The following is a 20,962-nucleotide window of genomic DNA, read 5'->3' on the forward strand; positions in this document are numbered from 1 at the left end:
TTCATCATGGCCTTATCGAAGAAAGCCCAGATCATCAGTGTCGTTCTGCTCGCCGTGGCAGCCGCCGGGGTGCTCTACGTCAATCGCCCTGAATCCAGCGCATCGACACAGTCAACGGACGACGCTTATGTCCACGCGGACTTCACCACAGTCGCGCCGCAGGTGTCCGGTACGGTCGAGACGGTGTTGATCGAAGACAACCAGCGGGTCGAGAAAGGCGACTTGCTGGCGACACTGGACGACCGTGATTTCGTCGCCGCCGTGAACGCGGCCAACGCCCAGGTCGCCAGTGCCCGGGCCAGCATCGCCAGCCTGCAAGCGCACCTGAGCCGGCAGCAAACCGCCATCCGCCAGGCTCAGGCGGCGGTGGCCGCGGACGAGGCGGCGCTGAAACTGGCCAGTGCCAACCAAGCGCGGTATCGCAATTTGGCCAACGATGGCTCGGGTACCGTGCAAGCGCGACAACAGGCCGAAGCGCAATTGAGCATCCAACAGGCGCGCCGGGACAGGAGCGAGGCGGGCTTGCAGGCGGCCCGGCAGCAAGTGGATGTCCTCAAGGCCGATCTGGAAAAAGCCCAGGCCACCCTCGCCCATGCCCAAGCCACGCAGGCCATCGAGGAACTGAAGCTGTCCTATACCCGCATCACGGCGCCGATCGCCGGCACCATAGGACGGAAATCCGTGCGCATCGGCGCATTCGTGAATACCGGGCAACCGTTGCTGGCGATTGTGCCGCTCGACGCCGTCTACATCACCGCCAACTTCCGCGAGACGCAACTGGCGCGCGTCGCGATGGGCCAGGCCGTGGACATCACGGTGGATGCGTTGCCGGGCGAGTCGCTGCTCGGCACCGTGCAAAGCCTGGGACCTGCCAGCGGCGTCAGCTATTCAGCCATTGCGCCGCACAACGCCACCGGCAACTTCACCAAGATCGTCCAGCGCTTGCCCGTGCGCATTCGCATCGATCCCGACCAACCCGCCGCGGCGAAACTGCGGGTGGGGATGTCCGTGACCCCGCATATCCGCATTGATGGATAAATGCCAAGCCTGTGGGAGCGAGGCTTGCTCCCACAGTCGCCTAAGCAAATAACTTAAAGTTATTTATTATCATTTTTTTAGATCATTTAGATTAAGCCTTAAGCCCAATGGCTTCGCGGTATTGCCTTCAAGGAACGTTGGCATTCACCTACCTTCAGTCACGGCAATCTCATTAACGGGCCACCGTCATGCAGCTTCTAACACTACCTCCCTCCCCCGGCCTGGCCACCTCGATCCGTGCCACCGCCCAGGTCTTCGAAGACCCCACCTCCCGCGCCTTGCTGGCTCACCTGCAACAAGTCGCGCCCAGTGAAGCCAGCGTGTTGATCATCGGCCAGACCGGGACCGGCAAGGAACTGGTGGCGCGCCACGTCCACAACCTCAGCGCCCGTCGCCACAAGCCCTTCGTTGCGGTCAACTGCGGGGCGTTTTCCGAGAGCCTGGTGGAGGCCGAGCTGTTCGGGCATGAAAAAGGCGCCTTTACCGGCGCGTTGACAGCCAAGGCCGGCTGGTTCGAGGAAGCGGACGGCGGCACCCTGTTCCTTGATGAAATCGGGGATCTGCCGTTGCCGATCCAGGTCAAGTTGCTGCGGGTATTGCAGGAACGTGAAGTGGTCCGGCTGGGTTCGCGCAAAAGCATCAAGATCGATGTACGTGTGTTGGCGGCCACCAACGTACAGCTGGAAAGAGCCATCAATGCCGGGCATTTTCGCGAAGACCTTTATTACCGTTTGAACGTGGTCAGCCTGGTGCTCAAGCCGCTGCGCGAACGTCCCGGCGACATTCTGCCGCTGATACGCCATTTCATTGCGCAGTACAGCCACAGGCTCGGTCACGGCGAGGTGACGTTGGATGCCCAGGCGCAGCGCAAGTTGCTCGATTATTCCTGGCCGGGGAATATCCGCGAGCTGGAAAACGTCATTCACCACACGCTGCTGATTTGCCGTAACAAAGTGATTGGTGTGCAGGACCTGCACCTGTCGAACTTGCGCATCGAGCGCCAGGACAACCTGCCCGAATCCGTCCCCCAAAGTGCAGAGGCGCTCTTGCAGAAGGCCTTCGAGAAACTGCTCGAGCAAGGGCATGGCGATGTGTATGAAAAGGTCGAGGCCGAGTTATTGCGCACCGCCTACCGATACGCCAATTGCAATCAAGTCCATACCGCAAGCCTGCTGGGCCTGAGCCGCAACGTCACCCGCACGTTGCTGATCAGGATTGGCGAGTTGGTGGTCAATCGACGCCGCCCGGCACTGGACACCCGGGATGGCCGGGTGATCAACCTGTCGACCTGACGCCCACACCTTTGTGGCGAGGGAGCTTGCTCCCGCTGGGGTGCGAAGCGCCCCCATTGAGGCGGGTGACATCCATCTGATACACCGCGGTGACTGGCTTTGGGGCTGCTGCGCAGCCCAGCGGGAGCAAGCTCCCTCGCCACAAAAAGCGTTTCGGTGGCGTGTCAATTTTGTAGAGCTCCGCTCGCCACACCGCAAAAATCCACACCGCTCGAACGCCTGGCCGCACCTCGTGGCGAGGGAGCTTGCTCCCGCTGGGTGCGAAGCGCCCCCATTGAGGCGGATGACATCCATCTGATACACCGCGGTGACTGGCTTGAGGGCCGCTGCGCAGCCCAGCGGGAGCAAGCTCCCTCGCCACAAAAAGCGTTTCGGTGGCGTGTCAATTTTGTAGAGCTCCGCTCGCCACACCGCAAAAATCCACACCGCTCGAACGCCTGGCCGCATCTCGTGGCGAGGGAGCGACCGGTCGCTGCGATGCCTCAGGATTCCTTGCTGCAATCACGCGGGGTAATGCCTTTTTCCCGGGCGTACTGGTGCGAAGAGGCTTCGATGATCGGCCGCAACAAGGCGCGGTCGGCCTGCACCCAGTCACTGATCAGCTTCCACTGGCCACCGTCCCATTGCTGGAAACGCACCGCACCACCGCCCTCATGGTCCGCGCACGACAACTGCAACGGCTGCACCAGCCCCAACGCCCCCAGTTCCTTGAGTCGGGCGTCGTCGAGTTTGAGATGCTCGAAGCCCCAACGCACCTGCTCACCCGTCAGGGGTTGCTGGCCGAATTTCTGCTGGGCAATGCGCAGCGCTTCTACGTTGAGAATGCCGTTGACCACGCCGAGGTTGTAATACACGGTGCCGAAACGCTTGGGATCGGCCAGGTCGCCATGGCCGGCGTCCACCACCTGCTGCTTGATGCCCTGCAACACCGGGAAATCGGTGCCCGAAGGGTGCGTGGTGATGGCGATGAAGCCCTTGGCCGCGGCACCGGCCGGCGCGGCGTCATCTTCGGAGTTGCTCCAGATATTGCCGATGATGTGGTCGGCCGGGAACCCGACTTTCTGCGCGGTTTTCAGCGCCACCGGGTTCATCACCCCCCAACCGCGCAGGATCACCCAATCGGGTTTTTCCCGACGGATATTCAGCCACTGCGATTGTTGTTCGTTGCCCGGGTGCGGCACCTCCAGCAAGGTCAGCGCAAAGCCGTACTTGTCGGCCAGGGTTTGCAGGACCTCGTTGGTTTCCTTGCCATAGGGCGAACCGTGATACAGGGTGACGATCTTCAAGCCCTTGAGCTTGTCCAACCCGCCGGCGCGCTGGCCGATGTAGTTGATGATCGCCGAGACCTCGGAGTACGGATTCAATTGCAATGGGAAGACGTAGGGAAACACGCTGCCATCGGTGGAGTCCGTGCGACCGTGGTTGATGGTGATCAGTGGCAGCTTGTCGGCGGTCGAGCGCTCCAGCGTGGCGTAGGCAATGCCCACCGACAGCGGGTTGGTGGCCGCCGCTGGCGCACCGTTCAAGCCTTTCTTCAGCCGTTCGTAGCACTCGACGCCTTTTTCCACCACGTATTCGGTCTCGCACTCGCTCCAGGTCAGCTTGACGCCGTTCACGCCGCCATTGGCGTTGACGTACTTGAGATAGTCGATGAAACCACCGAAAAAACCGCTGCCGCCAGCCGCATAAGGGCCGACGCGATAGCTTTGCAGCGGGAAGTATTGTTCGTTGTCCGCTTGGACGGTAAAGGCCGTGGCGGTGAGGCTCAAGGCCAGTGCCAGGCTGCTGGCGAATGATCGTTTGAACATCGGGATTTCCTTGTTATGGAGCCATAAATAAGCCAACAAAATGGAACTGCAAACCCGCGTTGTGCGGTTCGCTCAGTAGCGCAACGGCCACAGCCGTGCGCGCTGGCGAAATCTCTGCCAAAGACGCGCGAGGCCCTCTGGCTCTTTGATCAGGAACAGGATGATCAGGGCGCCGAATATCATTTTCTGCAGGTTCTCCACCTGGCCGGCGTCCACCAGCCCAACGGGCAGCAGCGATACCAGGTTCGAGAGCAGCACCGGAAACAGCACGATGAAGGCCGCGCCGAGGAAGTTGCCCAGCAGGCTGCCGAGGCCGCCGATAATGATGATGAACAGGATCTGGAACGACCGATTGAGGTCGAATCCGTGGGGCTCTACCGTCCCCAGGTAAGCGAAAGCCCAGAGCGCGCCGGCCACCCCGAGGAAAAAGCCGCTGATGGCGAACGCCAGCAGCTTGGTTTTCGCCAACGCAATGCCGATGACCGCAGCGGCGGTGTCCATGTCGCGCACTGCCATCCAGTTGCGCCCCAACTCACTGCGTACCAGGTTCTTGCCCAGCCAGAACAGCGCCACCACCACGGTCAGGGTCAACAGATAGCGGCCAACGGGCGCATCGAGGTTCACCCCTAACACATCCAGGCGCGGCGCGCTGATGACGCCCGAGGCGCTGTTATTGGAAAACCAACTGAACCGGGTCAGCGCCCAGGTCACGAAGAACTGCGCCGCCAGGGTCGAGACCAGCAGGTAGAAGCCTTTGATACGCAGGCTCGGCAGGCCGAACAGCACCGCCACCAGTGCCGCCATCAACCCGCCCAGGGCAATGCTGGCCAGCAACGGCAAGCCAGCGACCCGTATTTCCAGGTTGTAGGTGGCAAAGGCTCCCACCGCCATGAACGCCGCTGAACCGAGGGACAGCTGCCCGGCATAACCGGTGAGCAGATTGAGCCCCAACCCGGCCAGGGACAGCACCAGGAACGGAATCAGGATCGCGCTGAGCCAATAGTCATTGCCCAACCAGGGCACCCCGACGAAGGCAAACAGCAGCAATGCGGCCAGCCCGTGACGGTCCTGGCGCAGGGCGAAGACCCGACGGTCCTGGGCATAACGTGTGCTGAACTGGCCTGCTTCCCGATAGAACATAGATGCGCCCCCTAAACCCGTTCGATGGCCCGTTCGCCAAACAACCCCGCCGGCCGCACCAACAGGAACAGCAGCGCCAGCACGTAGGGAAACCAGTTCTCGATGCCGCTGCCGATGAAGGGCCCGAGGTAAACCTCCGCCAGTTTCTCCGAGGCACCGATGATCAAGCCGCCGACAATCGCCCCGCTGATGGAGGTGAAGCCACCGATGATCAGCACCGGCAAGGCCTTGAGCACCACCAGCGAGAGCGAGAACTGCACGCCCAGGCGCGCGCCCCAGAGCAGGCCGGCGACCAGCCCGACAAACCCCGCCACCGACCACACCACCACCCAGACCCGCTGCAAACGAATGCCCACGGCCAGCGCCGCCAAGGGATCATCGGCCACCGCTCGCAGCGACAACCCGAGGCGAGTCTTGTTGAACAGCCAGGACAACAGCAGCACCAGGGACGCTGCCGTCAACGCGGCAAAAATGTCGAACTGCGACAACAACATCCCGCCCAGTTCCAGCGGTTCATCGCTGATGCCCAAGTCCAGGCCGTGCACCTGGGCGCCCCACAGCGCCTGGGCGAAGCCCTCGATGACGTAGGACAAGCCAAGGGTGGCCATGAAGAGTGTGATCGGCGACCGGTTGACCAAGGGCCGCAGCACCACCCGCTCCACCGCCACGGCGATCAGCACCATGGCCGCCAAGCTGATGAGAAACGCCAGCCAGAACGGCACACCCCGCTCCAGCAGGCTGACGAAGGTCAGCGCCGAGAACAGCACCATCGCGCCCTGGGCGAAATTGAACACCCCGGAGGCCTTGTAGATCAGCACGAAACCGATGGCCACCAAGGCATACATCACCCCCGCCAACAACCCGCCAATCAGCACTTCAAAGAAAAATTCCATCGCTGTTCCTAATGCTGTCCAGTCAATACAAACGAGGATCCTGTAGCCAAGGATTGCTCCCGCTGGGCTGCGCGGTAGGAGCTGTCGAGCCGAGCGAGGCTGCGATCTTTTCCCAGACACTTGAGTCTCAAGCGAAAGATCAAAAGATCAAAAGATCAAAAGATCGCAGGCTTCGCCAGCTCCTACAGAGCCCAGCGGGAAGGCATCAAATATCCGGTATCAGTGGCGAGTGCCCAGGTAGGCCGAAATGACCTCGGGGTTCTGCCGTACGTCTTCGGGCGAGCCGTCGCCGATCTTGCGACCGTAGTCGAGCACCACCACGTGGTCGCTGATGTCCATGACCACGCCGATGTCGTGCTCGATCAGCACCACCGTCGTACCCAGCTCACGGTTGATGTCGACGATAAAGCGGCTCATCTGTCGCTTCTCGTCGGCGTTCATCCCGGCCATGGGTTCATCCAGCAGCAACAGCCGAGGCTCCGCCGCCAGTGCGCGGGCCAGCTCCACTCGTTTCTGCAAGCCATAGGGCAGCGTGCCCACCAGGACGTCGCGCCAAGGCTGCAAATGCAGGAACGCGATGACCCGTTCGGCCGCTTCGCGCTGATGATCATCCTCGGCCCGGGCGCGACCGATGCGCAGTGCCTGCTCGATCCAGGTGCTGCGGCGCTTGAGGTTGCGCCCGGTGAGCACGTTGTCGAGCACGCTCATGCCCTTGAACAGCGCGATGTTCTGGAATGTCCGGGCGACGCCGCGGACCGCCACATCGTGGGGACGCATCCGGCGCCGCTCCTGCCGATCAAAACGAATGTGCCCGTCCTGGGCCTGGTACACGCCGCTGATGACATTCAGCAGCGAACTCTTGCCGGCGCCGTTGGGGCCGATCAAGGCGCAGATTTCACCGGTGGCGACGCGAAAGCTGATGTCCGTGATCGCTTTGACACCTTTGAATGACAGTGAAATATGTTCCAGCTCCAGCAAATGCGTAATGGCCGTCTGGGTCATTGGGGCGTCTCCTCTCAGGCCAGTCGGGACTGGAGGCCGGTCCAGTTATCGGTGGTTTTGTGTACAAGATGCGTCGGCGCTTCCCAATGGGCCGCATCGCCCCACTGGCGAACCCGGATACCCAATGCCTGGAAAAACGCCTGGGTGTTCGGCGGCAATGCATCGCCCACCAACAGCGGCGCGCGGGTCCGGGAAAAGCCCAGCACATCGCGCAGAGGCCGACGCACCAGCCAATCCCCCACATGCCGTTGCAACGGCCCCGGCTGCGCTGCCAGCGCCCAGTCCACCAGCCTGCGCGCCCCACTGCCCGGCGCGGGCAAACGTTCCAGCGCGTAGCGGTGCAAACGTTCGTAGGTTTCCCGCGTCCCGGCCACCAGCGTCGGCCCCAGCTCACGCCGATCGCGATCGCGGGTCGCCAGGTTCTCGGGAAAGTTCAGGCGAAAACCGGCGATCAACCAGGGCGCCAGCAGATAGCGAGCTTGCCCACCCGAGGCGAACGCCCGGGCGGCCAATGCCTCCTCCTGCCGCCCCAGCCCTTCGCGGGTCACCAACCGCTGCCCCTCCTGCAACAGCTCGGCGTGGCTGACGCGTTGCTCCTCAATCGCCTGGCCAGCCCCGCGATAAAAGACAAAGGCCGTTTGCAACAATCGCCCTTGCGGCACCCCGTTATCGATCGGTCGCTCGGCAAGTAACGCGGCGTAATCCGACGCCTGCGCAAATGGCGTCGAATCCGACAGGCCACGTTTGTCGAGATAGACCAAGATCCGCACGGCCACCTGCGCCGAACGCAGCCGCAGCATGTCCTCCACGCCTTCGACCAGGACGAAATCCGGTTGCAATGTAGTGAGCCGTTGCACCTGTTCGGCCGCTGCTTCCAGCGGGTCGAACAAGCTCGCCACGCCGCCCAGCCATTGCGCGGCCAATGCGGCAAGCAGCGCCTGGGGCCTGGGTCGGCTGATGATCGTCAGGGTCTCGCCCGCCGCAAAACCGCGAGCTTGCAGGGCACTCGCCAAACGGCGCACCTCGTCGACCACCTGCGCCCAGGTCCTTTCCTGCCAGACACCCAGGTGCTTATGGCGCAGCGCGACATCGGTGCCATGCTCTAGCGCCTGTCGCTGCAACCACTGGGGCAAGCTGGCCGGGACCGCGTCGGGTGTGTCGGTGAACGTGCCCATGCTGCCTCCCGCGCCTAGGCGACCGCCGCCGTTTTGGCCGTCACTTTGCGTTGCTCCAACTCACGCACCAACGGCAGGACCTTACGGCCGAAATACTCGACTTCTTCCTGGAAGTGCAAGAACCCGGCGAGCACCAGATCCACACCCACGGCCTTTAGCGCGACGATGCGTTCGGCGATCTGCTGAGGGGTACCGATCAAGTTGGTCTTGAAGCCATCGTTGTACTGCACCAGGTCTTCGAAACTGGACTTGGCCCAGTTGCCTTCGCCCTCCGGGCTGGACTTGCCGGCCTGTTTCGCCGCGTCGCCAAAGGCATTGACGGCCTCGGGATCGGCCTGGTCGATGATTTGGGCAAGGACCGCCCGCGCCTCTTCTTCCGTGTCACGGGCAATGACAAAGGCATTCACGCCGACCTTGACCTTGTGGTGGTTGGCCGCGGCTTTTGCCTGGAGATCATCGATCTGCGCCTTGACGCCTTCCACGGTATTGCCGTTGGTGAAGTACCAGTCCGATACCCGGGCGGCCATGTCCCGAGCCGCACGTGAGCTGCCGCCCTGGAAAATTTCTGGGTGCTGCTGCAGGGGTTTTGGCTTGAGGGTGTAGTCGTGGAAGCGGTAGAAGTCACCGCGCAGCGTGAAATTATCAGTGGTCCAGATGCCCTTGAGGGCGGTGATGAATTCTTCGGAACGGCGATAGCGCTCGTCGTGCTCCAGCCACGGCTCGCCAATGGCCGTGAACTCGCCCTTGAACCAGCCCGACACGACGTTGACCGCCACTCGGCCACCCGTCAGGTGATCGATGGTTGCGATCTGCTTGGCCAACACCGACGGCGTCCACGGCCCCGGCAACACCGCGGCGATGACTTTCAGGCGCGTGGTGGCGGCCAGCAAGGCATGGCTGAACGCCACGGACTCGTGCTGGTATTCGGCGCCGTAGCCGGCGGTAAAGCGTACCTGGGACAAGGCGTAGTCGAAGCCGGCCGCTTCAGCGATCTGGGCCAGCTTGCGGTTGTAGTCGATGCCCCAGTCGGTGCGTTGTTCGATTTTGCTGACCACCAGTCCGCCGCTGACGTTGGGCACCCAGTAGGCAAATTTGATCGTGTCCTGGCTCATTGCATGTACTCCACGGCTCGTTTTGAAAGGAAAAAGGGATCAGGCGGCACTGGCGTTGCGTCGGACGCTCGGGACCAGGCTCAGCAGCGCCGATTCGACGGCGCGCTCGATACGGTCCAGCACCTGTGGGCTGGAAATGCGGTATTGGCTGAAATCGGTTTCGCTGGCATAGACGCCCACCGGCAAGCTGAGGGCTTGGAAGAAACCGAACAGCGGCCGCAACTGGTGATCGATGATCAAGGCATGGCGATCCGAGCCCCCTGTCGCGGCGAGCAGCACCGGTACGTTCTTGAGGGCTTCGTGATGGACAAAATCGAACAGGTGCTTGAACAAGCCGGTGTACGAGGCTCGATAGACCGGGCTGGCGGCGATCAGCAGATCGGCCGACTCGATGGCGTGCAGGTCGTCCTGTACCGCGGCCGGCAATGCCTCGCGACGTAACACCCCGGCAAACTGCGGACCGACCTTGGCCAGTTCGATCAAGCGCATCTCGACCGGCAGTTGCTGTGCGAGCCTGTCCACTATCGCCTGGAGCAGGACCAGCGTGCGTGACGGGTGTTGCACGCTGCCTGACACCGCCACCACTTTGAATTGCTTGCTCATCACTTACCCCATGCCTGGAGACGCCACCTCAGCGTCTGCACAGGGTGTAGAGCAGCAACCGTGCCACGTTTATATATCTTTAATAATCAAGGTATTAGAAGTACCGCCTAATCACTTCACTGCCGCTCGACGGGCAAGCTGTTGTTCCACTGTTGCCTGGTGAACACCTGCGTTTCGATGCCTGTCGCGACAACTGTTGCCGGGCATACAGTTGCGCAACAGATTGTCCGCAGCCAGGACAGCCCTATCACCGACGAGCGTCGTACAGACCCGTATTCATGGGCGTCGCGGGTCGGGCATGGACCGTGCAATGACTGTTGGCACCGGCAGGTTTCCCCTGCCCGCCTACTCGCCATCAAGAAGGAACATCAACATGACCGCACAGCAACAACACCTGCCGCCAATCCTTTCCACCGGCACCGACTACGAGCCCTTGGCCGAACGTTTCCGGCCGATCTTTGCGCGCATCCAGGCCGGCGCCCTGGAGCGCGAGCAGACCCGCAGCCTGCCCTTTGAACAGGTGAAATGGCTGAAGGAAGCTGGCTTTGGCGCCATCCGTGTACCGCTCGAACATGGCGGTGCCGGGGCCTCGTTGCCGCAGCTGTTGCAACTGCTGATCGAACTGGCCGAAGCCGATTCCAACCTGCCCCAGGCCCTGCGCGGGCACTTTGCATTTGTCGAGGACCGCCTCAATGCCCATGCCAGCAGCCCGCAGGACATATGGTTCAAACGCTTCGTCGAGGGTGAGTTGGTGGGCAACGCCTGGACGGAAGTCGGCGCGGTAAAAATCGGCGAAGTCGTCACCCGGGTTTCCCGCCAGGGTGATCAATGGGTGGTCAATGGCGCCAAGTACTACAGCACCGGCAGTATTTTCGCCGACTGGATCGACGTGTATGCCCAGCGTGACGACAACGGTGCCGACGTGATTGCCGCCGTGCGCGTGCACCAGCCGGGCGTCAAGCAAAGCGATGACTGGGACGGCTTTGGCCAACGCACCACCGGCAGCGGGACATCGCGGTTCGAGAACGCATTGGTCGAGGCGGAAAACCTCATCGACTTCTCCACCCGTTTCAAATACCAGACCGCGTTTTATCAACTGGTCTTGCTCGCCGTGCTGACCGGCGCCGGCCGTGCCGCGGTCCATGACATCACCGAGCAAGTGCGCAAACGCACCCGGGTCTTCAGCACCGGCAATGCCAGCGAAGTGAGCCAGGACGTACAAGTGCAGCAAGTGGTCGGCCGGGCCTCGGCCCAGGTCTATGCCGCCGAAGCCACTGCCCTGCGAGCCGCAAGCGCCTCTCAACGCGCCTATGAAAGCCACTTCAGCCAGAACGCCGAGACCGAACGCACCGCCAACATTGCCGCCGAGTTGGAGTCCGCCCAGGCCCAGGTGGTGATCTCCGACCTGGTGCTACGCGCCACCAGCGACCTGTTCAATGCCCTCGGCGCTTCGGCCACCAGCACCAGCAAGGCCCTCGACCGCCACTGGCGCAACGCCCGTACCGCCGCTTCGCACAATCCGTTGATCTACAAGGAGCGGATTATTGGGGATTGGGAAATCAATGGGACGGAACCGCCGTATGTCTGGCAGATTGGTGGGGGGGCGAAGCAGGTCTGAGTGCTTGGGGTCGGTGTGTAAAACCGTCATGGGGTAACGGCGGCTTAGACCGCGCTCCTCCAGTGGGAGCGGGCTTGCTCGCGAAGGCGGTGTGTCAGTTTGCAGTGATGTTGGATGTGCTGGCCTCTCGCGAGCAGGCTCGCTCCCACAGTGGTTCTGTGTTGTACATGAGTTTCGTGTCTGCTGAAGATCCAGTGTGGGAGCGAGCCTGCTCGCGATGGCGGTGGTTCAGGTGTATCCACCAAGTCCAATTGCCGACTTTTTCACAAAGCCAATAGGAACTCATCCCAGCCGATCAAAACACTGGCATCATGCCTTTTTCCTTGCACTCATGGAGTGACTGTGACGAATCTAAGTGCCGCCCCTGAGTTTGCACCCGCTTCCACTCTATCGCCCTACCGCTTCTTTCCCCGGCTCGGGATGTTTGTGCTGGCCACCGTGGTCGTCTTCCTTGCGGCGATGCCCGAGGTCCTTTTTGTTCCCGCAGACATGCAGGCCTATCTGACGTTCACGACCACCTCCGGTATCACCGCGCTCCTTCTCTTCGCCCTTTTCGCCTTGCAATATCGCGCCGATTTACGTTCACAGTGGCGCGGTCGCTCCATCCGCAAACCCCTGCAATGGGGAGCGATGGGCACCATCGGGGCCTACCTGCTTTTCGGGGTCGCCGTCCTCGTACTCGGGTTGCCGCGTGAAGTGTTCATGGCCGAGCTTCTGGACGGGCTCAACAATTGGCAGGCCACGATCAAGATCGCCTCGCTGATCGTGCTGCCGCCCATCGCCGAAGAATTATTCTTCCGCCACTACATGCTCCGGCTGTTTCCCTACGAGAACAGCCGTGCCTGGACATGGGTCGCGATCATCGTGACGTCGGCCATCTTCGCCGGCATGCACATCCAATACGGAAACTGGCTGACGGTCGTGCTGATCTTCGCCTGTGGCGGCGTATTCGCCGTAGCCAGAGTGGCCAGCGGTGGCCTGCTGGTGCCGGTGCTCCTGCATTCGCTGGCCGAGATTGTCGCACTGACCACGGACAAGTCGTTCTCATTGATGGGGCTTTACGGTTGAGTCAGGCGAAGGCGCCATGCCGCGCTATGATTTTGCGAACACCAGCACTTCAAACAAGGGCAACGATGAACACTCACGCAACATGCCTCGGACTGCTTGCCCTGACGCTTCCCTTGCTGTGCGAGCCCGTCCAGGCCTCCACATGGCAGATCTGTGAGATGGAGCTGCACGTCGTCGAGGTGCTGAAACGACCCTATCCGCAGCTTCAGGCGCAGGTGGTGAAAGTCAGGCCGAAATCCGCCTCGGTGGAGTGTCCTCAGCCAGGCTCGTTGCTCACCTTCACCCCGGAAACCCCGGACTACCAAGCTACGCTCCCCCGCCGCCAATGGCCCGGGAAAGGGCAGTCGGTACGGGTGGACTACCGCTACCTGGACGGTGTCTGTAAAGGCGACGGCAACTCATATGCGTGTCGTATCAAACATTACCCGGTGGTGGGTCGATAAGCGGGCGGGCGGCGACCGGGGCTTTGTTCAATTCGGTGAAATGACAGATGGCCTCATCGCGAGCAGGCTCGCTCCCACAGGGAAGTGTGGATGGTCACAGCATCCCGATTCACCACAAAACCCCTTGTGGGAGCGAGCCTGCTCGCGATGACGTCGGCACATCCAACCCCAAGGCTCAGGCCAACAGCTCAGTGATCCACCGAACCTGCCGGGCGATGTCCTGCTGCTTCTCTTCAGGCACAGCCTGCCGTGCCTTGGCGAAACTGGCCAGGGTCTTGTGCTTCTGGCGCAGCAGGCGCTGCCACTTGGCCAGGAAGACCGGGGTTCGGGTTTGCAACTGCAGCGGGCCGAAATACAGCTCCTCGGCGGTGTACGCCACCGGCCCGGCGCGCTCGGCCACGATGATCTCGTAGTAGAAGCGGTTTTCCCGCAGCAATTCCTCGCAGAGGATGCGGTAGCCGTTTTCCATCAGCCATTGGCGCAGCGGTTGTTCGCCGCCGTTGGGTTGCAGGATCAGGCGCTCCCGACCGCTCAACCGCGCTTTGCCACTGTCCAGGATGTCGCGGATCGTCTCGCCACCCATGCCGCAGAGGCTGATCGCCGTAATTCCGTCCTCCGGCTCGATTGCCGCCAGGCCGTTGGCCAGGCGCACGCTGATCCGCTGCTCCAGGCCATTTTCGACCACCGTGCGTTCGGCGGCGCGCAATGGCGTTGTTGCCACCTCACCGGCCACCGCCGTCGCGATGACGCCACGGCGCAGCAAGGCCACCGGCAGGTAAGCGTGATCCGAGCCGATATCGGCCAGGTGCGCGCCCGCCGGCATGTGCGCCGCCACGCGCTCCAGGCGCATGGACAATGTGTGTTCGTTCAACTGCAATTCCCTGGGTTAATCGTAGAACGGCTCGACCGCCGTCCGACTGCCGACAAAGAAGCTGTCGGCGACCAAGCGCAGTGGCTGCAGGTCCATGTCGATGGCTTTGTCGTTGATCAGTTGTTGAAAATGCCGGTACACCGCCGCGTACTCGCCCTCCTCGGATACCGCCTGGGGCACGCCGTCGATGCTCAACAGGGCACCGCCGTTGTCCAGGCGCAACACGCCTTCGGCGCAGCGAATCTCGATGCTCCAGAGCTCGTCATGACCATGGTCGAAGTCGAACTCCGCACGGATATCGAGGTGACGCGCGTCGGCCATCTTGATGCTGGCGGCAATTGGCGACTGGCAGTTGTCCGGCACGCGCAACTCGGCCGATTCCACGAACAACGGCAGTGCCAGCAGATGGGTCGCGATCGACAAGGCATTGATGCCCGGATCGAACACGCCCAGGCCGCCGGGTTGCCAGATCCACGCCTGGCCCGGGTGCCACTTGCGCACGTCTTCCTTCCAATCGATCTGCACGCTCTGCAAGGTGCGGTTGGCCAGCCAGTCACGGGCGGCTTCGATGCCTGGTGCATAACGGGAATGCCAGGCGAACAGGCCGCTGACGCCTTGCTCGCGAACCTGCTCCACCAAGGCCATGGCTTCACCCAACGTGGCGCACGGCGGCTTTTCCACCAGGACGTGCTTGCCAGCCGCCAGCGCCTGTTGCACCAGGGCGAATCGACCTTGCGGCGGCGTGCAGAACGCAATCGCATCGATCTGCGGACCGTTTTCCAGCAGCTCGCCCAGGGAGCGGAAGTTCTCCACCCCGGCGCAAGGCTGTCCTTGCGTGGCGACCGCCACCAATTGGAACGCGGGGTTGGCGTGGATGGCTGGAACGTGTTGATCCTGGGCAATCTTGCCGTAGCCCACCAGGCCGAGACGAATCGGTTGCATCGATGACTCCTGATTTTTGTACTTGTGATCGGCCAGCAAACTAGACGCAAATCGCCTGGCGGACAATGGGGGTCGTGCAGTATCTATTCGATTGCCCCGCCCAGTTGGGCAAATACTTCAGGCCCGTCGCTGTGCACAGTCCGCCGTCACGACGTTGGTCACCCGGCCGAAGAAGGGTTCGAGTCGCTCACGCGGCGCGTCGTGCTCCACCACCAGGGCGGCGACTTCCTCGCAGGCGGCCACCTGGTAGTGGGCAACGCTGGACAGCTTTTCATTGGTCACTGCCGCGATCACCTGCCCACTGGCCGCGACCACTGCGCGCTTGAATTCCGCGTCATCCAGGCCGAACGCCGTAACGCCATTGTCGGGATCGATGGCGCAGGCGCCGAGGAAACACAGGTCAAAACTGAACTGGCGCAATTGCTGGACAGCCGTCAACCCGATCACACCACCGGCGACTGGGTTCAAGCGGCCGCCCAGCAGGATGACTTCGGCCCGGGGCAGTTTCATCAACTGGACCGCAATCAACGGCGAGTTGGTGGTGAGGGTCAATGGCAGGTACGGATCGATGGCGCAGGCAATCGCCAGGTTGGTCGACCCGGCGTCGATGAACACGTGCTGGCCCGCGCGCAACAGTGCAGCGGCGGCTTGGCCGAGGCTGCCCTTGCGCGCCGGGTCTTTGCGCACGCGCGCCTCCATCGACCCTTCGGCCGCGGGCACGAGGATCGCGCCACCATAAACGCGCTTGCACACCCCCGCCGCTGCCAACGCGCCAAGGTCACGCCGGATCGAGTGCTCGGAGACCTTGAATTCGCTGGCCAAGTCAGCCGCGATCACCCGGCCATACCGGGCGAGACGCTGGCTGATCAATTGCTGGCGTTCACCAGGGAACGCTTCGTGAGGAGTAGTCATGACATTACAACCTGCGTAAACGAGCACTAATGATCACAAACGAGCAAATAGTGCCGGTTATGCGGCGAGGCGTCAAACCCGAGCGCTCACGCGGTAAACGTCAAGCGCCCCCAGGGACATTGGTGCCCATGCCCAATGGCAGGAAGGGCTGAATCTCGTCGATTTCCTCGGCGCTGAGGCGCAGCTGTGAACCGGCAATCAACCCATCGACCTGGCCGGGCCGACGGGCACCGACGATGGCGCCGGTCACCACCGGTTTGCGCAGCACCCAGGCGATGGCGACTGCCGCCGCACTGACGCCGTGCCGTTCGCCGATACCAGCCAAGACCTCCACCAGCGCCAGGTTCGCGCTCAAGCGAGGCTCCTGGAAGTCCGCGCTTCGCGCCTTGCGCCAATCGTCGTCGGGCAATTGGGCGATGCGTTCGCGGGTCATGCTGCCGGAAAGTAGTCCCGATTGAAGGGTGGAATAGGCCAGGACACCCAATCCCGCCTGCTCGCAAAATGGCAGGACGTCGCCCTCGATGTCTCGCATCAAGGCCGAATAAGGCGGCTGGAGCGAGACGATCTCGGTCACCGCCTGGGCCCGCTTGAGTTGCGCGACATCGAAATTGGAGACGCCGATCGCACGAATCTTTCCCTGTTCGCGGGCGGTGGCCAACGCCGAAAGCGCCTCCTCGATCCCTTCACTGCTGCCGTCGGCAGGAAAGGCCGGCCAGTGGATCTGATAAAGGTCGATGGTTTCGACTTGCAGTCGACGCAAACTTGCCTCGACCTCGGCGAGCAGCGATTGAGGCGCCAGCGAGTGCGAGATCTCCTTGGTGGCCGGGTCCCAGACCAGACTGCCCTTGGTGAACACCAACGGACGCCGCGAAGCCGGTACCCGACGCAACAACTGCCCGACCAGTTGCTCGGCATGGCCCAAGCCATAAACCGCCGCCGTGTCGATCCAGTTCACCCCGCGCTCGACGGCATATTCAAGGGCGCCGAGGCTGTCCTCGTCATCCTGCGCGCCCCAACTGTATGCCCAGCCGGTGCCGGCGATGGCCCAGGTTCCCAGGCCAATGGGGGAAATCATGAAATCCGATGATCCAAGACGATTCTTTTGCATAGCGCGCTCTCCACAGATGATGTGGGCCAGTATCCGCGAGGGATCTCATGACGATAAGATGGGTAATCGTATTTGAACTACTGAACATTATTCATGAGTCAGCACCCCGATCTGTCCGAACTGGATGCCTTCGCCGCCGTTGCTCGCCATCGCAGCTTTCGCAAGGCCGCCGACGAGCGTGGCGTTTCGGCTTCTGCATTGAGTCACGCGATGCGTGCACTGGAAGCACGCCTGGGTGTCAGGCTGCTCAACCGCACCACGCGCAGCGTGACCCCGACCGAGGCCGGCCACCAGCTGTTGGCAACGCTGGCCCCTACCCTGCAGCAGGTTGCCGATGCCCTGGCGCAGTTGACCTCGCTGCAGGACGTGCCCGCCGGCAAGCTTCGCCTCAACGTGGCGCGTCCGGCGGCGCGCGCGGTCTTTGCCAAGGTGCTCGGGCCATTCGTGGCCCGGTACCCGCGCATTCAACTGGACCTGGTCACCGATGATGGCCTGGCCGATATCGTCAGCGGCGGGTTTGACGCTGGTGTGCGCTTTGGCGAAAGCCTGGCCGGCGACATGATCGCCGTTCCTGTCGGGCCCCCTCAATCGTTCGTGACTGTAGCCGCGCCAACCTATCTGGCCGCGAAGGGGATCGTCCAGGCGCCACGGGACTTGCTCGACCATGCCTGCATCGCCCGGCGTTTTCCCAGCGGCAAGCTCTACGCCTGGGAGTATCAGGCCGAGGGGCAACCGATCCGGTTGTCCGTCACCGGCCCACTCATCCTTGAAGACGATGCGCTGATGATCCAGGCGGCAAAAGATGGCGCCGGGATTGCCTACGTGTACGAGGAGCTGGCGCGCGATGACCTGCGCAACGGGCATCTCACGGAACTGCTTGCGCAATGGAAAGCGCCGCCAAGCCGGTTTTTTCTCTACTACCCCAGCCGACGCCATGTGCCGCCGGCCCTGAAAGCGCTCATCGAATTCATCCGGGCGCAAGATTGGCTAACCTGAAACCGCCAGGCAAAAAAAAGCCCCGCGACCGAGGACGGTGCGGGGCAAAGGGAATTGGTTGGTTGCGGCCAACCAAAGGAGCACGGTGAAAAACGTTTACGGGCCGGTCAGATGCATTCCTGGGCGGCGCGTTCAAAACTTGAAGGCAAGAGGTTGGAAGCCAGCAGGTGGCGCTCGTAGATGAACACCTTGCCGCCGCTGCCGGCCTTGTAGGCTTCCAGCACGTTGTCCGCCGACACTTTGCTCGGCACCACGATGCGGTAGCTGCGCTGGGTCTGCGAGACCATCGGGTTCAAGGCATTGCCCTGCAACTTCGGTACGACGCACTCGGCGTATTGGGCCGGCGTCTTGCTGGTCTGCAAGGTCAGCGTCGGGTCATTCGGTGCCGAGGCACAACCGGCCAGCAACAACGGGGAGAACGCCAGGGGAAGCAAAAATAAACGGCGCATGGGTTGGGGTCCTGAAAATAAAAATACGGGGCTGCGTGTTCGATGGCGCTGATTTTCCAATGATTGCCGGCAAAGCAGAACTTGCATTTGGTAATGGTCACTATTACTCCTAGCAATAGTTGCAAGCCGAGAAAGATTGATGAGGTCTATCCATGAGAACGTTTGATCTGATCCGCGACGCGGTATTGCCCGACTTTCGTGAGCGGGTGGCGGACTATCTGGTCCAGTACGAAAGCGTGCTGTTGAGCAATACAGAAGCCGACCCGGAGCTCAAGCGGGCCACGGCCCATCAACTGCGCGGTTATCTGCGCGGGTTGAACACGACGCGAGTATTGGGCATGGCGGATTGGGAGGAACTGGATCGGCGGGTGGTGGATACGTGGCTTTAGCGCCCGGCCAATGACAGGCTGGCCTTCGTGGAATGTGCTCGATTCATTGTGGCGAGGGAGCTTGCTCCCGCTGGGCTGCGCAGTAGCCCCCTGCCGGCTGCGGCCCAACACTGGCTTGCGCCCTGTCCACCAGCCGTTGCACCCATGCGGCATCCTGGTCATTGACCACCCCATAGCGGTTCGGCGGTAAAAAATTCCAGTGATGAGCGGCCTCGTCCAGGCGCTTGAGTTCATCGGCAGACAGCCAGTACGGCGTACTCATCAAAGGCATCAACGCACCGTCGAAACGCCGACCCAGCGGCAGGTTCGTACCGGGGGCGAAAGCGATCGCCAGTTCCTGACGGGGTTGCAGCAGCTTGTCCGGCGCCGGCATTTGCCCTACCCGTCCGTAACTGAAGTTGCCCGAAAACTCCTCCTTGAGCACCAGCCAATGCCCCGCCGCGGTCCGGGCCAGGATCCATTGCGACACACCGCTGTCCTGCATGTACTTCACTTTGCCGTCGGACCATTGCATGAGGGTGTTGCAATCCGGGTCATAGTCGTTGGACCACAGGCAGAGGCCGGAAACCAGGGTATGGTGTTCGAGCTCGACCAGCCCTTGATCGGGCATCGACGCCCAATAACGCTTGGTCGGGTCGCGCGTATCACGCCAGACGTTGTGCACGATCCACGCCGCCATGAACAGCAAGGTGACGAACACAAGCCAGCCAAAGGAGGCCCCGATGATCCGGTCAAGGTCAACGCCTGGGGCGGATAACCCCTGATAGACCAGCAGCCCCAGCAGAAACACGATACCCGGCAACACCGGGCCCAGGCACAACGGCGGCACCAGCACCACGACCCAGCTGAAGCGATGCATCGTCGCACGCTCGCGCGCCCAGGCCAGTTCCTGAGCCAGCATCGGTGCCCGCTTCCGTGGGCCGATGCCAGGATCGGGGGTCTGGAAGCGGGTGAACAGGTTGTAGATGTCATCGCTCATGGATCGGATCATGCCTTTGAAATCATCATGGTCGAGTGCCCCTTCGGGACGCCCTTTGACGCTGGAACAGGCGTATTATCCGGGTAACCAAGCGCCGTGTAGACCCCCGATCATGCCCATCTCCCAGACCCGCCCTTCACCCGCGCCCTTGCTCAAGCCAGGCGAGACAGTGGTCCTGTTCGACGGTGTTTGTAAACTTTGCAATGGCTGGGCGAAGTTCCTGATCCGCCATGACCACGCCCGACGCGTGCGGTTGGCCTCCGTCCAGTCGCCTGAAGGACAAGCCTTGCTGGCCTGGGCGGGCTTGCCCTTGCAGCAGTTCGACACCATGGCCGTGGTTCGCGACCAAGATTACTGGGTGCGCTCGGAGGCGATTCTTGAAGTGGTTGCCCTACTGCCCTGGGTTTGGCGTCCGGTGCAACTGCTGCGTTACGTCCCCCGCGTATTTCGGGATTGGGCCTACGATCGCATTGCCCTGAATCGGTATCGGCTGTTTGGCAAGTACGACGTGTGCCTTTTGCCGGATCCGGATCATGAGCGGCGTTTCTTGAAGGCGCCCGCGCCTGGGGCCCGGCCGGTGGAACGGGTTGATAGTTAGCCAGCAATAAGCAGGCTGTCCCTTTGTGGCGAGGGAGCTTGCTCCCGCTGGGCTGCGCAGCAGACCCATGTCGTCAACTCAATTAGTCTGACACACCAGGGTGCCTGGTTTCAGGGCCGCTTCGCGCCCCAGCGGGAGCAAGCTCCCTCGCCACAAGAGCGGTTCGGTGGTGGGTCAGTTCATCAGGTGCAGGCTGTTGCCTTTGTGGCGAGGGAGCTTGCTCCCGCTGGGCTGCGCAGCAGACCCATGTCGTCAACTCAATTAGCCTGACACACCAGGGTGCCTGGTTTCAGGGCCGCTTCGCGCCCCAGCGGGAGCAAGCTCCCTCGCCACAAGAGCGGTTCGGTGGTGGGTCAGTTCAACAGGCGCAGGCTGTTGCCTTTGTGGCGAGGGAGCTTGCTCCCGCTGGGCTGCGCAGCAGACCCATGTCGTCAACTCAATTAGCCTGACACACCAGGACGTCAGGTTTCAGGGCCGCTTCGCGCCCCAGCGGGAGCAAGCTCCCTCGCCACAAGAGCGGTTCGGT

Annotated in this window: 21 protein-coding genes; 8 read left to right on the forward strand and 13 right to left on the reverse strand. The window is 62.2% G+C overall.

Annotated features, from left to right (window positions below; translation table 11 throughout):
* Positions 1-6 precede the first annotated feature (6 nt).
* Together ACIPQ1_RS27340 and ACIPQ1_RS27345 are read left to right on the forward strand one after the other, a co-directional pair.
* A complete protein-coding gene (locus tag ACIPQ1_RS27340; RefSeq protein ID WP_250964893.1) occupies positions 7-1,038 on the forward strand; it encodes an HlyD family secretion protein in 1,032 nt (343 codons plus the stop codon).
* A gap of 188 nt (positions 1,039-1,226) precedes the next feature.
* Positions 1,227-2,330 carry a sigma-54 interaction domain-containing protein gene (locus ACIPQ1_RS27345; RefSeq protein ID WP_411384889.1) on the forward strand — a complete coding sequence of 368 codons (1,104 nt, stop codon included), beginning with the start codon at positions 1,227-1,229 and terminating at the stop codon, positions 2,328-2,330.
* Positions 2,331-2,812: 482 nt separating this feature from the next.
* Here the strand turns inward: ACIPQ1_RS27345 and ACIPQ1_RS27350 are convergent, their stop codons facing one another.
* The 7 genes from ACIPQ1_RS27350 to msuE all read right to left on the reverse strand — a co-directional run bounded on the left by ACIPQ1_RS27350 (position 2,813) and on the right by msuE (position 10,063).
* Positions 2,813-4,138, reverse strand: a complete 1,326-nt coding sequence (locus ACIPQ1_RS27350; protein WP_411384890.1) for an ABC transporter substrate-binding protein — start codon at positions 4,136-4,138, stop codon at positions 2,813-2,815.
* Positions 4,139-4,210: 72 nt separating this feature from the next.
* Positions 4,211-5,278 (reverse strand): branched-chain amino acid ABC transporter permease, encoded by a 1,068-nt coding sequence (locus ACIPQ1_RS27355; protein WP_446534133.1) that lies wholly within the window; start codon positions 5,276-5,278, stop codon positions 4,211-4,213.
* A gap of 11 nt (positions 5,279-5,289) precedes the next feature.
* Positions 5,290-6,171: a branched-chain amino acid ABC transporter permease gene (locus ACIPQ1_RS27360; RefSeq protein WP_446534134.1), complete on the reverse strand. Its 882-nt coding sequence runs from the start codon at positions 6,169-6,171 to the stop codon at positions 5,290-5,292.
* Between the two features lie 219 nt (positions 6,172-6,390).
* Positions 6,391-7,173 carry an ABC transporter ATP-binding protein gene (locus ACIPQ1_RS27365; RefSeq protein ID WP_446534135.1) on the reverse strand — a complete coding sequence of 261 codons (783 nt, stop codon included), beginning with the start codon at positions 7,171-7,173 and terminating at the stop codon, positions 6,391-6,393.
* Between the two features lie 14 nt (positions 7,174-7,187).
* The gene (locus tag ACIPQ1_RS27370; protein ID WP_446534136.1) at positions 7,188-8,348 is read right to left on the reverse strand and encodes an AMP-binding protein; all 1,161 of its coding nucleotides are present in this window, start codon (positions 8,346-8,348) and stop codon (positions 7,188-7,190) included.
* A gap of 14 nt (positions 8,349-8,362) precedes the next feature.
* Positions 8,363-9,460, reverse strand: a complete 1,098-nt coding sequence (sfnG, locus tag ACIPQ1_RS27375) for a dimethylsulfone monooxygenase SfnG (protein WP_411384894.1) — start codon at positions 9,458-9,460, stop codon at positions 8,363-8,365.
* A 39-nt stretch (positions 9,461-9,499) separates the two neighbouring features.
* A complete protein-coding gene (gene msuE / locus ACIPQ1_RS27380) occupies positions 9,500-10,063 on the reverse strand; it encodes an FMN reductase (RefSeq protein ID WP_446534137.1) in 564 nt (187 codons plus the stop codon).
* A gap of 373 nt (positions 10,064-10,436) precedes the next feature.
* On the opposite strand from msuE, the gene ACIPQ1_RS27385 reads away from it, so the two are divergent.
* The 3 genes from ACIPQ1_RS27385 to ACIPQ1_RS27395 all read left to right on the forward strand — a co-directional run bounded on the left by ACIPQ1_RS27385 (position 10,437) and on the right by ACIPQ1_RS27395 (position 13,192).
* Positions 10,437-11,681, forward strand: coding sequence for an acyl-CoA dehydrogenase family protein (locus ACIPQ1_RS27385; RefSeq protein ID WP_446534138.1), 1,245 nt, complete (start codon positions 10,437-10,439; stop codon positions 11,679-11,681).
* Positions 11,682-12,023: 342 nt separating this feature from the next.
* Positions 12,024-12,749, forward strand: coding sequence for a CPBP family intramembrane glutamic endopeptidase (locus tag ACIPQ1_RS27390; RefSeq protein WP_446534139.1), 726 nt, complete (start codon positions 12,024-12,026; stop codon positions 12,747-12,749).
* 65 nt (positions 12,750-12,814) lie between these two features.
* On the forward strand, positions 12,815-13,192 hold the full coding sequence (locus tag ACIPQ1_RS27395) for a hypothetical protein (protein ID WP_446534140.1): 378 nt from the start codon (positions 12,815-12,817) through the stop codon (positions 13,190-13,192).
* A gap of 175 nt (positions 13,193-13,367) precedes the next feature.
* Here ACIPQ1_RS27395 and ACIPQ1_RS27400 read toward each other — a convergent pair whose 3' ends face one another.
* The 4 genes from ACIPQ1_RS27400 to ACIPQ1_RS27415 form a co-directional block, all read right to left on the reverse strand.
* Positions 13,368-14,063, reverse strand: a complete 696-nt coding sequence (locus ACIPQ1_RS27400) for a tRNA (adenine(22)-N(1))-methyltransferase (RefSeq protein WP_411384898.1) — start codon at positions 14,061-14,063, stop codon at positions 13,368-13,370.
* A 15-nt stretch (positions 14,064-14,078) separates the two neighbouring features.
* Positions 14,079-15,005 (reverse strand): Gfo/Idh/MocA family protein, encoded by a 927-nt coding sequence (locus ACIPQ1_RS27405; protein WP_446534141.1) that lies wholly within the window; start codon positions 15,003-15,005, stop codon positions 14,079-14,081.
* 117 nt (positions 15,006-15,122) lie between these two features.
* Positions 15,123-15,917: a DeoR/GlpR family DNA-binding transcription regulator gene (locus ACIPQ1_RS27410; RefSeq protein WP_446534142.1), complete on the reverse strand. Its 795-nt coding sequence runs from the start codon at positions 15,915-15,917 to the stop codon at positions 15,123-15,125.
* Positions 15,918-16,017: 100 nt separating this feature from the next.
* Positions 16,018-17,025, reverse strand: a complete 1,008-nt coding sequence (locus ACIPQ1_RS27415; RefSeq protein WP_446534143.1) for an aldo/keto reductase — start codon at positions 17,023-17,025, stop codon at positions 16,018-16,020.
* A gap of 93 nt (positions 17,026-17,118) precedes the next feature.
* Here ACIPQ1_RS27415 and ACIPQ1_RS27420 point away from each other — a divergent pair, with 93 nt between their 5' ends.
* The gene (locus tag ACIPQ1_RS27420) at positions 17,119-18,021 is read left to right on the forward strand and encodes a LysR family transcriptional regulator (protein WP_411384902.1); all 903 of its coding nucleotides are present in this window, start codon (positions 17,119-17,121) and stop codon (positions 18,019-18,021) included.
* Between the two features lie 107 nt (positions 18,022-18,128).
* On the opposite strand, the gene ACIPQ1_RS27425 is transcribed toward ACIPQ1_RS27420, so the two are convergent.
* A complete protein-coding gene (locus ACIPQ1_RS27425; protein ID WP_077506487.1) occupies positions 18,129-18,470 on the reverse strand; it encodes a hypothetical protein in 342 nt (113 codons plus the stop codon).
* A 152-nt stretch (positions 18,471-18,622) separates the two neighbouring features.
* Here ACIPQ1_RS27425 and ACIPQ1_RS27430 point away from each other — a divergent pair, with 152 nt between their 5' ends.
* Complete coding sequence (locus ACIPQ1_RS27430) at positions 18,623-18,859, forward strand: hypothetical protein (protein ID WP_411384903.1); 237 nt, start codon at positions 18,623-18,625, stop codon at positions 18,857-18,859.
* A gap of 43 nt (positions 18,860-18,902) precedes the next feature.
* Here the strand turns inward: ACIPQ1_RS27430 and ACIPQ1_RS27435 are convergent, their stop codons facing one another.
* Positions 18,903-19,838 carry a hypothetical protein gene (locus ACIPQ1_RS27435; RefSeq protein WP_446534144.1) on the reverse strand — a complete coding sequence of 312 codons (936 nt, stop codon included), beginning with the start codon at positions 19,836-19,838 and terminating at the stop codon, positions 18,903-18,905.
* Between the two features lie 112 nt (positions 19,839-19,950).
* On the opposite strand from ACIPQ1_RS27435, the gene ACIPQ1_RS27440 reads away from it, so the two are divergent.
* On the forward strand, positions 19,951-20,436 hold the full coding sequence (locus ACIPQ1_RS27440; RefSeq protein ID WP_446534145.1) for a thiol-disulfide oxidoreductase DCC family protein: 486 nt from the start codon (positions 19,951-19,953) through the stop codon (positions 20,434-20,436).
* The last annotated feature ends 526 nt before the right edge of the window (positions 20,437-20,962 follow it).

It is taken from the genome of Pseudomonas sp. LARHCG127 (assembly GCF_052871455.1).